This window comes from Myroides sp. C1519 (assembly GCF_038039755.1).
Lineage (GTDB): Bacteria > Bacteroidota > Bacteroidia > Flavobacteriales > Flavobacteriaceae > Flavobacterium > Flavobacterium phaeum_A.
The window spans coordinates 38117-51139 of the sequence record NZ_JBBPHM010000004.1 but is presented as its reverse complement, the minus strand read 5'-3'; the positions used below and the strand labels follow the sequence as shown (position 1 = coordinate 51139).

The 13023-nt window shown below is 32.7% G+C and carries 12 protein-coding genes; 5 read left to right on the top strand and 7 right to left on the bottom strand.

The window, feature by feature from the left end; genetic code table 11:
* Nucleotides 1-21: 21 nt before the first annotated feature.
* Nucleotides 22-2358 carry an ATP-dependent helicase gene (locus AABL81_RS03845; RefSeq protein ID WP_158210881.1) on the bottom strand — a complete coding sequence of 779 codons (2337 nt, stop codon included), beginning with the start codon at nt 2356-2358 and terminating at the stop codon, nt 22-24.
* A gap of 121 nt (nt 2359-2479) precedes the next feature.
* Here AABL81_RS03845 and AABL81_RS03840 point away from each other — a divergent pair, with 121 nt between their 5' ends.
* Both AABL81_RS03840 and AABL81_RS03835 read left to right on the top strand, forming a co-directional pair.
* Nucleotides 2480-3022: a DUF7935 family protein gene (locus AABL81_RS03840; RefSeq protein ID WP_158210880.1), complete on the top strand. Its 543-nt coding sequence runs from the start codon at nt 2480-2482 to the stop codon at nt 3020-3022.
* Nucleotides 3023-3042: 20 nt separating this feature from the next.
* Entirely contained in the window at nt 3043-3867 is an 825-nt protein-coding gene (locus AABL81_RS03835; RefSeq protein WP_445929823.1) for a DUF4197 domain-containing protein, read from the top strand.
* Between the two features lie 148 nt (nt 3868-4015).
* Here the strand turns inward: AABL81_RS03835 and AABL81_RS03830 are convergent, their stop codons facing one another.
* The 5 genes from AABL81_RS03830 to AABL81_RS03810 form a co-directional block, all read right to left on the bottom strand.
* Nucleotides 4016-4816, bottom strand: a complete 801-nt coding sequence (locus tag AABL81_RS03830) for an ABC transporter substrate-binding protein (RefSeq protein WP_158210878.1) — start codon at nt 4814-4816, stop codon at nt 4016-4018.
* A gap of 3 nt (nt 4817-4819) precedes the next feature.
* The gene (pyrF, locus tag AABL81_RS03825; RefSeq protein WP_158210877.1) at nt 4820-5641 is read right to left on the bottom strand and encodes an orotidine-5'-phosphate decarboxylase; all 822 of its coding nucleotides are present in this window, start codon (nt 5639-5641) and stop codon (nt 4820-4822) included.
* A 73-nt stretch (nt 5642-5714) separates the two neighbouring features.
* Nucleotides 5715-6788: a peptide chain release factor 1 gene (gene prfA / locus AABL81_RS03820; RefSeq protein ID WP_158210876.1), complete on the bottom strand. Its 1074-nt coding sequence runs from the start codon at nt 6786-6788 to the stop codon at nt 5715-5717.
* A gap of 92 nt (nt 6789-6880) precedes the next feature.
* Nucleotides 6881-7477, bottom strand: coding sequence for a YceI family protein (locus AABL81_RS03815; RefSeq protein WP_341340383.1), 597 nt, complete (start codon nt 7475-7477; stop codon nt 6881-6883).
* Between the two features lie 214 nt (nt 7478-7691).
* A complete protein-coding gene (locus AABL81_RS03810) occupies nt 7692-9167 on the bottom strand; it encodes an aminoacyl-histidine dipeptidase (RefSeq protein ID WP_341340382.1) in 1476 nt (491 codons plus the stop codon).
* A gap of 407 nt (nt 9168-9574) precedes the next feature.
* Here AABL81_RS03810 and AABL81_RS03805 point away from each other — a divergent pair, with 407 nt between their 5' ends.
* The 3 genes from AABL81_RS03805 to AABL81_RS03795 all read left to right on the top strand — a co-directional run bounded on the left by AABL81_RS03805 (nt 9575) and on the right by AABL81_RS03795 (nt 12020).
* Nucleotides 9575-10168, top strand: a complete 594-nt coding sequence (locus tag AABL81_RS03805; protein WP_341340381.1) for a porin family protein — start codon at nt 9575-9577, stop codon at nt 10166-10168.
* Nucleotides 10169-10233: 65 nt separating this feature from the next.
* Nucleotides 10234-11283, top strand: a complete 1050-nt coding sequence (locus AABL81_RS03800) for a sensor histidine kinase (protein ID WP_341340380.1) — start codon at nt 10234-10236, stop codon at nt 11281-11283.
* 2 nt (nt 11284-11285) lie between these two features.
* A complete protein-coding gene (locus AABL81_RS03795; RefSeq protein WP_341340379.1) occupies nt 11286-12020 on the top strand; it encodes a LytR/AlgR family response regulator transcription factor in 735 nt (244 codons plus the stop codon).
* On the opposite strand, the gene AABL81_RS03790 is transcribed toward AABL81_RS03795, so the two are convergent.
* Entirely contained in the window at nt 12021-12923 is a 903-nt protein-coding gene (locus tag AABL81_RS03790) for a DUF6268 family outer membrane beta-barrel protein (RefSeq protein WP_158210870.1), read from the bottom strand.
* Between the last annotated feature and the right edge of the window lie 100 nt (nt 12924-13023).

Below are 13023 nucleotides of genomic sequence, written 5' to 3'. Positions count from 1 at the left end.
CTTCTTAAATACTTTTACAAATTACGACAAAACCTGTAGTTTGGCAAACCTTAGCAACAATTTTTTAATACCTCCTACATCAAATTTTATTTCAGCTTTCTTATCAGCCCCTACTCCTTCTAAATTCAAGATTATTCCTTTCCCAAATCTTTCATGCATTACGGTTTGACCAACAATTAATCCCTGATTATCTGCTGAAACACCAGTACTTTTTGAACTTGAATTTACTGGCTTTAGCTTGCGAATATTTCTATCTTGCTTAGGCTCTTCATTATTAGTAATATAAGCTGGAGGAGTTCCATTCTCTGGCTTCTTTAACCTCAATTTACTTTTATCTACGTCGCCAAATATATCAGCATTGATAGTTGGCTTATAGCGATAGTTTGTTTCAACAGGAGTCAAATACTCTAAGTATTGATCATCTATCTCTTCAATAAATCTTGAAGGGTCACAATCTACTAATTTTCCCCAACGATATCTCGATTGGGCATAAGTCAAATAAGCCTGATGTTCTGCACGTGTCAACGCTACATAGAACAAACGTCTTTCTTCTTCCAACTCACTACGCGTATTCATACTCATAGCACTTGGAAACAAATCTTCTTCCATTCCAACACAAAATACGGTTGGAAACTCAAGTCCTTTTGCCAAGTGAATAGTCATCAACGCCACACGGTCATCTTCTCCCGTATCCTTGTCTAAATCAGTAGCTAAAGCTACATCTTCAAGAAATTCACTTAATGATCCTCTGGCACCGTCTACTTCTTTCTGCCCTTCAATAAAATCCTTAATACCATTCAGTAATTCCTCAATGTTTTCCATGCGAGTAATACCTTCAGGTGTTGTATCTTTTCTAAGTTCTTGTACTAATCCTGTTTTTTTAGCTATATGCTCTGTTAACTGATACGCATCCATAGTTTCATCCAAAGCTTGGAATGCCTTAATCATTAAACCAAAGTCGCTTAACTTGTTACGAGTACCAGCAGTAATCTTCAAGTCTATTTTATCAATATGCTCAATAATCTCATAAATAGATCGTTTGTAATGATTAGCAGCAATAGTTAATTTATCCATTGTCGTATTTCCAATACCACGGGCTGGATAGTTTATTACACGTACCAAAGCTTCTTCATCCTTCGGATTAATAACTAATCTCAGGTAACTTAAAACATCTTTAATCTCCTTTCTTTGGTAGAACGACAATCCTCCGTAAATTCGATAGGGTATATCTTTTTTACGCAATGCATCCTCCATCGCACGAGATTGTGCATTGGTTCTATATAGAATAGCAAAATCACCGTTGTTTTTTTGATTAACCATTTTCTCTTCAAAAATAGTTGAAGCAACAAAACGACCTTCTTCCCCATCTGTTAATGAACGGTGTACTTTAATCTTAGGGCCAAAATCATTAGCAGTCCAAACTACTTTTTCAAGCTTCACTTTATTCTTGTCGATAACAGTATTTGCTGCCTCAACAATATTACGTGTAGAACGATAGTTTTGCTCCAAACGATAGGTTTGTACTCCCTCATAATCTTTTTGGAAGTTAAGAATGTTGTTGATGTTTGCTCCACGGAAAGCATAAATACTTTGCGCATCATCACCAACCACACATATATTCTGAAAACGATCAGACAATGCACGTACAATCAAATACTGTGAGTGATTCGTATCTTGGTACTCATCAACTAAAATATATCTAAAGCGATCTTGATACTTTGCCAACACATCAGGAAAACGTGTCAATAACTCATTTGTCTTTAACAACAAATCATCAAAGTCCATTGCTCCTGATTTGAAACATCTTTCTACATAATTATTGTAAATCTCTCCAATACGCGGACGTTTACTCATAGCATCAGCTTCTTGTAACTCCGGGTTCTCAAAATAGGACTTAACAGTAATCAAACTGTTTTTGTAAGATGAAATACGGCTAAGCACCTCTTTAGGTTTATAGATATCTCTATCTAATTGCATCTCTTTAATAATCTGACCGATTAAACGCTGACTATCCTGAGAATCATAAATAGAGAAGTTCCCTGGATACCCAAGTCGATCAGATTCAGCTCTTAAAATCTTCGCAAAAACAGAGTGGAATGTTCCCATCCATAAGTTCTTAGCCTCTGAATTACCCACTATCTGAGCAATTCTGTGTTTCATTTCACGAGCTGCTTTATTTGTAAATGTCAATGCTAAAATATTAAACGCATCAACACCTTGGTGCATCAAATAAGCAATACGTAAAGTTAAAACCCTTGTCTTACCCGAACCTGCTCCCGCTATCACTATCATTGGTCCATCTTTCTGAAGGACAGGTGCTCTTTGAGCCTCATTTAATTGATCAATATAATTTTGCATATCTATTTCCTCGAAAAAGTTCAAAATTACAATTCCTATCCCTTTATAACAAGTTATTGATGTTATAAAAAATTATGCCAGATAATATTATTCGCTATTTTTGTACCAAATCAAAAAAGCTATGAAAACAGATTTTATAATGGAGATTATAGGATATACGCTACCTGCTTTAACTACAGCAGCATTGTCTTACGTATATTTTAGTAAAATCTTAGAGCGACAGTCTAAAAAAGACTTTTATTTATTAGAACAATTAAAGAAAAAAGACGAAAATAAAGCCACAATTGACACTACAGCACTGAAGTTACAAGCTTGCGAAAGATTAGTCATCTTAATTGAACGCATTGATTTAAAGAAGTTAGTATTGCGCATTGAACCTGTTTCTGAGGACAAGAACACTTACCAATTTGCTTTAATTCAACATATTGAACAAGAGTTTGATTACAATATTTCTCAACAAATTTACGTTACTAATGAACTGTGGCAAATAGTACTTCAAACAAAAAACACAATTATTTCATCAGTACATCAAACTGCGCAACATCCTTCAGTGGCTAATGCTACTGCATTAAGAGAAGTTTTGCTTACTGAAAACATTCAATTACAGCGCAAAATAGAAATAGCACTTTCTGCCATTCGATTAGAAGCAGATAGTTTATTATAAATTAAAACATAAAAAACATAATGAAAAACAAATTTTTGGTTCTGGCATTAGCTATTACATTAACTGGTGGAGTAGCTTTACCAATGCAAGCTCAAAAGAAACAAACAACAACTACGTTACTTAACAGCTTGAGCCAAGACAAAGCAGCAAACGGACTTAAAGAAGCACTTACTAAAGGTATTACTGACCAAGTAAGTACATTAACTCAAAAAGATGGTTTCTTTAAAAATGAATTGGTTAAAATTTTATTACCTGAAGAGATTCAGAAAGTAGATAAAACGCTAAGAAAAATTGGAATGGGTGGTTTAGCTGACCAAGGTTTACTTTTATTAAACAGAGCTGCTGAATCTGCTGTGAAGGAATCTACACCTATCTTTTTAGATGCTGTTCAGAAGATCTCTTTTAACGATGCTAAAAATATTTTAATTGGAGGTGAATCAGCGGCAACTAATTATTTACAAGAAGGTACTAAAGCTGCTTTATATAAAAAGTTTTCCCCTGTTATTAATGAATCTTTAGCAACAGTTGGTGCAGATAAGGTATGGGAAACTATCTTTTCTACCTATAACAATTTACCATTAGTTGCTCCTGTAAATACTGATTTAACAGACTACGTGACTAATGAAACAATGAGTGGGGTTTTTAAAATGATTGCTGTTGAAGAGAATAAAATCCGTGCTAATTCTGGTCTTGCAAGAAATACTAAACTACTTCAAGATGTATTCTCAATTCAAGATAATTTAAAGAACGGTGCCCAAAAAAATACATCAAGCAATTCTAAAGACAAAAAATCAGAGAAAAAACAAGAAAAGAAGTCTTTGTTTAAAGGATTGAATATTTTTTAGACAAATAAATAAAAATAACATTTATATAACATTCGATTAACCGCTATTATCAAATTATTTTCTGAAATTTGTTATATCAAAAAATGATTGATTTCATAATAGTTAGGGTTAGTTAAAAAGCGAGTAATTTACATTACTCGCTTTTTCTTTATTCTATTCTTTCGTGTATCTGTTTAAAGTAATCAAAGGCTCTAAATAGATGAGTACCGTGCCAAGAAAACATCTCTCCATCTACAAAAACGGTTTTTCCGTGATGTGTAAAACGACCTATTTCAAAAGCGTGTTCTTCTTTAAAAGGGAACGGCTCTGATGATAAAAACACCAACTCTGGATCTCCTTGAATGCGTATCTTTCTCAATTCAATTTCAGGATATCTTTCATCTCTGTTAGCATAAACGTTTTCAAACTTACAAAGTGTCATCAATTCATTGATAAATGTATCTTTACCAGCTACCATAAATGGTTCTCTCCAAATAAAATAAGCAGCTGTGTAACTTGGTTTATCACTTACAAAAGACATAAAATCTTTCTGTGCAAAACGCAATTTATCAATCCATTTTCTTGACTCTGTACGCTTGTTAAACAACACACCAAAATCCTCTATCATCTTCAAATTATCCTCTAATGTGATAACATCAGTTACCCAAACAGGACAAATCTCTTTTAAGCTTTCTACTATTTCTAAAGTGTTTTCTTCTTTATTGCAAATAATAATATCCGGCTCTAATAATCTTATTTTCTCTTTGTGTACCTTTTTAGTTCCTCCAACGTTAGTCTTCGTTACTTTTAAGTGATATGGATGTACACAAAATTTAGTAATACCAACAATCTCATCTTCCAGTCCTAAATCAAACAATGTTTCTGTTTGTGAAGGAACTAAAGACACAATTCGTTTTGGTCTACTTGTAAAAGTATGTTCTTGACCTATTTGGTCTTTTAATACAATCATTGCTTATAGCTTATTTTTTATTATATCTTCCATTTCTTTTTGTAGAACAAGAGCTTCTTCTCGTGCTCTTTCAGCAAAATCAGCACCATTAGAAGCATAGATAATTCCTCGTGATGAATTGATTAATAAACCTACTTGGCTATTAAATCCAAACTCACATACATCTTTTAAACTACCTCCTTGTGCTCCAACTCCAGGAACAAGTAAGAAACTATTAGGAACTATCTTTCTAATTTCTTTAAAATACTCTGCTTTTGTAGCTCCTACAACATACATTAGGTTATCAGAGTTTTTATACGACTTAGAAGTTTCTAAAACTACTTGGTATAATTCCTTATCTCCTACCTTCTGAGTTTGATAATCAAACGCTCCTTTATTTGAAGTCAATGCTAACAAAATAGTATGCTTATTTTCAAATTCTAAGAAAGGTTCTACTGAATCTTTTCCCATATATGGAGCAACAGTTACACTATCAAAAGCCATATCTTCAAAGAATGCCTTTGCATACATAGTAGCTGTGTTTCCAATGTCTCCACGTTTAGCATCAGCAATTGTGTACACCTCAGGGTAATTTGCATTCAAATAATCAATCGTTTTCTTCAAAGAAGTCCATCCTTTTAGTCCGTATGCCTCATAGAAAGCAATATTTGGTTTGTAAGCCACAGTGATGTCGTGCGTAGCATCAATGATAGCTTTATTAAAACTAAAAATAGGGTCTTCCTCTTGTAGAAAAGCAGCTGGAATCTTTGCTAAATCAACGTCTAATCCGATACAAAGAAATGATTTTTTCTTAACTATTTGTTCTACTAATTGTTGTGTTGTCATGGTAGTATAAGTTTAAAAAAAACCACACAATACAGATAGCGTATGTGTGGTTATATAAGTTCATTAAAATAAATTAAAATACTTCGCTTTCTTTAAGCTTCTCAGTATTACTAACTAATTGTAATTCATCAATAATTTTCTGGATATTTCCGTTCATAACACCATCCAAATCATATAACGTTAAACCAATACGGTGATCCGTTACACGACCTTGTGGGTAGTTATAAGTTCTAATCTTAGCAGATCTATCTCCACTACTAACTTGAGAACTACGTTTTTGAGCATCTACAGCTTGTTTCTTAGCTAACTCCATTTCGTATAAACGAGAACGCAATACAGATAAAGCTTTATCTTTATTCTTATGTTGAGACTTCTCATCTTGACATTGAGCAACTAATCCTGTTGGAATGTGCGTCATACGTACAGCTGATTTAGTTGTATTTACTGACTGACCTCCAGGACCAGATGAACAGAATAAGTCAATACGAACATCATTCATATCAATTTGTACATCAAACTCTTCAGCTTCAGGTAATACCATTACAGTAGCAGCAGAAGTGTGAACACGTCCTTGTGTTTCAGTTTGTGGAACACGTTGTACACGGTGTACACCTGCTTCAAACTTCAACGTTCCGTATACGTCTTCTCCTGTTACTTCAAAGATAACCTCTTTATATCCACCAGCACTTCCTTCGTTTACATCTACAACAGAAGTTCTCCACCCTCTACCTTCACAGTATTTAGTGTACATTCTGTATAAATCTCCTGCAAAGATACTTGCTTCATCACCACCAGTACCAGCACGTACCTCTACCATTACGTTTTTAGCATCCTCAGGATCCTTTGGTATAAGTAAGAATTTGATCTCTTCTTCTAATTCTGGTAAACGATCTTTAGCTTCATCTAATTGCATTTTAGCCATTTCAACCATCTCAGCATCACTACCGTCAGCGATGATTTCATTAGCTTCTTCAAGATTAGCTGTAAGATTCATATACTCAACTCGTTTATCAACAAGTTGTTTTAAATCTTTATATTCTTTATTTAATTGTACGTAACGTTTTTGGTCAGCGATTACATCCGGCTGAATAATTAAGTCAGAAACTTCGTCAAAACGTTGCTTTATAATTTGTAGTCTATCTAACATATCCTAAAATAGATAATTTATTTGGAATGCAAAGTTAAAAAAAAAGAGGAATATTTAGTAATATTCCTCTTCAATTCGATATTTATTGCAAATTATTTTTTAATCTCTACTGCAATCTCTACATCACTCCACGTTTTACCAGCGTGTAAATCTTTACAAGCTTCGTGTAAACTATCAAATGCAGTTTGCGCTACGAAGTCTCCTAAAATATCAATTGATCCATTGATTTTCATTGCATTGTCTTCTACAACATAACTGAATTCTTTCTCTTTTGTTACTCCATTCATCGTTAAGTTTACAACAACTTTTCCATCTTTGAACTCTCCAAAGAAACCATTGATATTCCCAACCATTTTAGAAAAGAATTCAACTTTTAATTTCTCATCTCTACCTACATCATTTGTACTAACAGTTGATGTTGTAACAATAAATGCAGCTCCTTTTAAAGATTCTTCTAACGTTGTAGCTTCTTTAACATCAAGTAACTTCACATCTGAGAACGTACCTTTAACTCCTACTTTTTCAGGTGTTTTAAATGCAGTCCACTCAATTGAATGAGTTAATTCTGTTTTTACAGTTTCTACTTGTTCTGTTGTTTCTGTAGCTACATCCTTATTCTCTTCTTTTTTTTGCCCACAAGACATTACTAAAAGCCCCATCATTGTGATAGCTAAAAACGATTTTTTCATATTATAAGAGTTTTTAAATTTTGTTTTCGCCAAATTACAAATTCTAATCCGTTGGCAAATATAATATTGTCTTAAAATTCACAATCTATATAAATACCTATCCTATTTCTATCATATTTACAATTAACTATTCAAACAACACTATATATTCAAACAAAAAGAGCTGTATCCTTGTTAAGAATACAGCTCTTTGTTTTATATAATCTTAAAAAGATTATTGTTTTACTGGAATTTCTTTTAAAATTTGTAATACAAACTTCCAGAACTTCTGAACAGATGCAATGTTTGCTCTTTCTACTGGAGAGTGAGCTCCTCTAATTGTTGGTCCAAAAGAAATCATATCCATATCAGGATAATTCGTTCCTAAAATACCACACTCTAAACCAGCGTGACAAGCAACAACACTTGGTGTTTCTCCTACTTGTCTTTCATAGATATCTACTAAAATATCTTTAATTTCTGATTCAGCGTTTGGACTCCATCCTGGGTAAGAACCTGAAAATTCAACTTCACATCCCATTAATTCGAAGGCAGAACGCAATCCGTTAGCAACATCCATTTTAGATGATTCTACAGATGATCTTGTTAAACATTTTACAGTTAATTTACCATCAGCTACATCTACTTTAGCAATGTTGTTTGATGCTTCAACTAAGTCTTCAAAATCAGGACTTAATCTATAAACTCCGTTGTGAGCTGTTTGCATTGAACGTACAAAGAAGTATTGTGCCATTGGTGGCATAACTTTTTTAGGCATATCAGCTTCTTCTAATCTATCAAAAATAACTTCTAAATTAGGATCTACTGTATGTAATTCTGCTTTAATTTCATCAACGATTGTATTCATATCGTAAACGAAAGCTTCGTCATATACCTTAGCAATAATCACTTCAGCTACACTCTCACGAGGAATAGCATTACGTAAACTACCACCTTTGATTTTTGCAATTTGTAATCCGAAATTATCGAAAGCATCAAATAACAAACGGTTCATAATTTTGTTAGCATTACCTAATCCTTTATGAATATCCATTCCTGAGTGACCTCCGTGTAATCCTTTTACTGTAATTCTATAACCAACTGAAGCCTCTGGAGTATCTTCTTCATCGTATTCTGCAGATGCAGTTACATCAATACCACCAGCACATCCGATATCAATCTCGTCATCTTCTTCCGTATCTAAGTTTAAAAGAATCTCTCCTTCTAACATACCTCCTTGAAGACCTTTAGCACCAGTCATTCCTGTTTCTTCATCAATTGTAAATAAAGCTTCAATTGCTGGGTGAGGAATATCAGTACTCTCTAAAATAGCCATAATAGTAGCAACACCAATACCGTTATCAGCACCTAATGTTGTACCTTTTGCTCTTACCCATCCTTCTTCATCTACATACATTTCAATACCTTGTGTGTCGAAATCGAACTCAGTATCGTTATTTTTTTGGTGAACCATATCCAAGTGTGATTGCATCACAATTGTTTTTCTGTTCTCCATTCCTTCTGTTGCAGGTTTCTTAATGATGACATTTCCAACTTCATCTTTGATTGTTGCCAATCCCAAATCTTTTCCAAAATTCATCATGAACTCAATTACGCGTTCTTCTTTTTTTGAAGGACGTGGAACTGCGTTTAAATCAGCGAACTTATTCCATAATTGCTTAGGTTCTAAGCTTCTAACTTCTTGACTCATATATAAAATCTTTATTAAAATTCATATTACTTTTCAAATTTAGGATATTCTAAATAAATAATACTCTATTCTCTAATAAAATATCCTTAATCTTTATCTCATTTCTTAATTAGATTTTACTATTAAGCTAAAATGTAATTAAGATGATTGTCCTAATCATTTCAATTTTAATAATTAAAGTAATGTATTATGGTTAATAATAGTAAAATTGCTATCAAAAGATTTATCTTAAATTTATTACTAACTAAACATACCGAGTAAGCACTTCTTCCCTAACCTATTTTTCTCTTTTAGTCTTTGCATTTTATCAATACAACCGTTCATCAATGAATAGTTACCTCTTATCAAATAAAATATTCTGCTTGAAGTCGATTCGTGTTCTTTGTCAAAATTTTAAATAATATATCATGAAAAAACAAAGAATTCTATGTTCTGCGGCATTGTTTATGCTGCTACTTACTTCAGTAAGCTCATTTGCTCAATCTCCTTTTCACATTGGAGTTAAGGCGGGTGCTGATTACTCATCTTTAACAACAAACTTAAAGGGAATGAACACTAAAAATGCCTTGGGGTATTCTGTAGGTATTACTACACAGTATGACTTTCAAAAATTCTATTTACAAGCTGATGCTTTGTTTACACAGCATAAAACAACAATTGAACAGGATAATTTTAAAGATCAAAATATAAAACTAAATACCATTGATATACCAGTTGTATTAGGGTATAAATTGATAAACTTGTCCTTAGCTGAAATTCATATCTTTGGAGGTGCTAAATATTCTTATGCTTTGGATAAGAACTTAAATTTTCAAGGTAATCTTACTAACTTTAAAAGTAATATCAACCAATCTAATCTAAGTTTAAAAGGTGGTGTTGGTGTTTCAGTATGGAAGTTTAATGTGGATTTAGCCTATGAATATGGTCTAAAAAATATAGCTAAAGATTTCAAATCTAAACCTCATAATTTTAATTTGAGTGTAGGGTATTTCTTTTTATAAAATTATTAAACAACAAAGCATAGTTAATTTAGTTTTCTATGCTTTGTTACATTAAAAAACAAATTATGAAACTCAGTATAAAAAAGAAAAATCACGTCTTTATCTTCTTGTTTTGGATTATCTTATCTATCTCAGTATGGGCACAAGATATACGTCCTGGAGCTCCTTGGCCTTCTATACTACCAAATGTTATTCTCATCAGCGTTTTCATTATTGTATCACACTTTTTAAGCGATAATCTACTTCCAAAAGCACTGAAATCCAGAAATATGAAGCTTTTCGGTATTCAAAGTGTTTTATGTGTCTTGTTCTTATCTCTTATCTTGGCATTGGTATTTACATTCTTACCAAATGATTCTAATGAATTACTTTCTTTCAGAAAAGAATACATTAATAATCCTTTTCGCTTTTTTTTAGTACAATATTATAGTGCAATTCCTTCTTCAATTGCTATTTTAACTACCACTTGTGGTATTCGTTTTTACCAGGAGCACAATCAAATAGAGAAAGACCACAATAAACTTAAAAAAGAACATTTAGAGGCTCAATTAAAGCTTTTACAGGACCAGATTAACCCTCATTTGATGTTTAATATTTTAAACCATATTCACATACTAATGCAAAGTAATGTTGAATTAGCATCTACTCTATTGATGAAGTTTTCTGATATACTTCGCTATCAACTCTATGAGTGCAATCACAAAGTTGTCTTTCTTCATAGAGAAATCAAATATTTGCAAGACCTTGTGGCAGTTGAGAAAATACGTTGGGGGGATGAATTAAAAGTTGACTGTGAGTGGATAATAAAAAACGGACAACTTCAGATTGCTCCTCTTTTATTAGTTCCTTTGGTTGAGAATTCTTTTAAGCACGTTTCGAGGTTGCCAGAATCTATCGGATATATTAAAATATTCTGTAAAGAGAATCAAGGTACACTTACGTTAAGTATCGAAAATTCGTACAGTACTAAGTATAAACTGCCAGCTAAAGAAAGTTCTGGAATAGGTTTGAAAAATGTAAAAGAGCGACTTAAAATGCTTTATCCTAACCAACACGCTATCAGTATTGAACAAACTGAAAATTATTACAACTTATTATTAACGATCAAATTATAAATATGACTACAACAAATCAACCTTTGCTAAAATGCTTAGTCATTGATGATGAACCTTTAGCAAGAAGAGCTATTGTAGATTTTATTTTAAAAGTAGATTTCTTAGAAGCTACTAATTCTTGTGCTTCAGCAATTGAAGCACTTGAGTTAATAGAAAGGGAAACTTTTGATTTAATTTTTCTTGATATTAATATGCCTTATTTGTCGGGCATAGAGTTTTTAGAGACTCTATCTAATCCTCCTTTAGTAATTTTTACTACTGCTTATTCTGAACATGCTTTAGAGGGGTATCGCTTTGATATTGTGGACTATTTACTAAAACCGATTGATTTTAAGCGCTTTTATCAAGCGAGTTTAAAGGCAAAGCAATTGTATATCCTTAAATCAGAAAAGACAAATCAAACAGCGACTGATTCGTTTGTATATGTAAGACAAGACGATAGTTTTATTAAAATAGACTGGAATGATTTACTTTTTGTAGAAGGAATGCAAAATTATTTAAAACTTCAGATGATTGATAAATCATTGGTTATACATCAAACAATGACAACAATTGAAGAGTTGTTGCCTAAGCAAAGTTTTTTTAGAATTCACAAGTCGTATTTAATCAATATAAACCATATTAGTTCTATTTCTGGAACACGTCTATTTATAAATGAAAAACAACTACCTATTTCAAGAATGCGCAAAGAGGAATTATTGAAACAGGTAGTGTATAAAAAGTTACTTAGCAGATAATTAGAATTTCCACTTTAAAACAAAGGCGCTATATAAAGTACTTGTGAACTTAGGATCAGCTGCATCTTTTGTTTTAAAAATGCTCTTTATCTTTCTTTCATTAAATTGAAAAGAGCGACCTAATGTAGAGCCCATTGTTAGTGATAGTGTAATATTGTTCGATAACTTTACTTCTGGTCGTAAACCAGCAGTAATTTGCTGATAACCCAACAACATCATCTTGTCATTGGCTTTACTAATGGCAGTCATCCCTGTTAAATCAACTGCTAACTTGAGATCAAAACTCTCTGTAAAACTGTACGCTAACTCCATTCCTTCTGGAAAAGCAATTTTAAGTCTAAAGAACCCTAACGTTTCCCAATTAAAGTAAATACCTGGCAATACCATAGGTGCTCCAAAACTATTGGTTAATACCGGTCCTACCCCCAATGCTAAACGGGGATTAAAATGTTTAATAAAAAACACACCTCCTTGGGCTAATATAGCTTCTTTGTCAACTTGAACCATATCTGTATAAAGTCCAATTGATGCAATAGCCATAATGGACCAACTATCGCTTATCGAGCGAAAGTGTTTTATTCCAATTTGAGCATTCACCAGCTCTGTTGGAAACAACTCCTCTTCATAATTTGTGTTATTCATCTTAGCATACGCTCCTTGCATCATCAAACTCCATAATTGCGGTTTCCCTCTAAAATCAACCTTAGAGAATAAAGGAACTTCTATTCCTAAGTCAACTCGTTTAAAATCACTCTTAGAATCTGTTTTTACACTATCTATTGGACGGATGTAGTTTGATGCAGGAACATAATCTACTTTTAATTGTCCTTGTATTTTATTTTGAGCATTTATACTCCCAGCACACAAGCAAAGGAATACAGGAAATAATCTTAAAATTCGCATATTAATTAATTTTTGAACAAACTAAATGCAATTCTAATGCTTAAGAAAAAGTTATTGACTAACGGCCAATTGCTTATGACCAACTGTAAAAATCACTTAA

Bases quoted from the DNA above. Each gene is read 5' to 3' on its own strand.
- AABL81_RS03845 (WP_158210881.1), bottom strand. From the start codon at position 2,358: ATGCAAAATTATATTGATCAATTAAATGAGGCTCAAAGAGCACCTGTC.
- AABL81_RS03840 (WP_158210880.1), top strand. From the start codon at position 2,480: ATGAAAACAGATTTTATAATGGAGATTATAGGATATACGCTACCTGCT.
- AABL81_RS03835 (WP_445929823.1), top strand. From the start codon at position 3,043: ATGAAAAACAAATTTTTGGTTCTGGCATTAGCTATTACATTAACTGGT.
- AABL81_RS03830 (WP_158210878.1), bottom strand. From the start codon at position 4,816: ATGATTGTATTAAAAGACCAAATAGGTCAAGAACATACTTTTACAAGT.
- pyrF (WP_158210877.1), bottom strand. From the start codon at position 5,641: ATGACAACACAACAATTAGTAGAACAAATAGTTAAGAAAAAATCATTT.
- prfA (WP_158210876.1), bottom strand. From the start codon at position 6,788: ATGTTAGATAGACTACAAATTATAAAGCAACGTTTTGACGAAGTTTCT.
- AABL81_RS03815 (WP_341340383.1), bottom strand. From the start codon at position 7,477: ATGAAAAAATCGTTTTTAGCTATCACAATGATGGGGCTTTTAGTAATG.
- AABL81_RS03810 (WP_341340382.1), bottom strand. From the start codon at position 9,167: ATGAGTCAAGAAGTTAGAAGCTTAGAACCTAAGCAATTATGGAATAAG.
- AABL81_RS03805 (WP_341340381.1), top strand. From the start codon at position 9,575: ATGAAAAAACAAAGAATTCTATGTTCTGCGGCATTGTTTATGCTGCTA.
- AABL81_RS03800 (WP_341340380.1), top strand. From the start codon at position 10,234: ATGAAACTCAGTATAAAAAAGAAAAATCACGTCTTTATCTTCTTGTTT.
- AABL81_RS03795 (WP_341340379.1), top strand. From the start codon at position 11,286: ATGACTACAACAAATCAACCTTTGCTAAAATGCTTAGTCATTGATGAT.
- AABL81_RS03790 (WP_158210870.1), bottom strand. From the start codon at position 12,923: ATGCGAATTTTAAGATTATTTCCTGTATTCCTTTGCTTGTGTGCTGGG.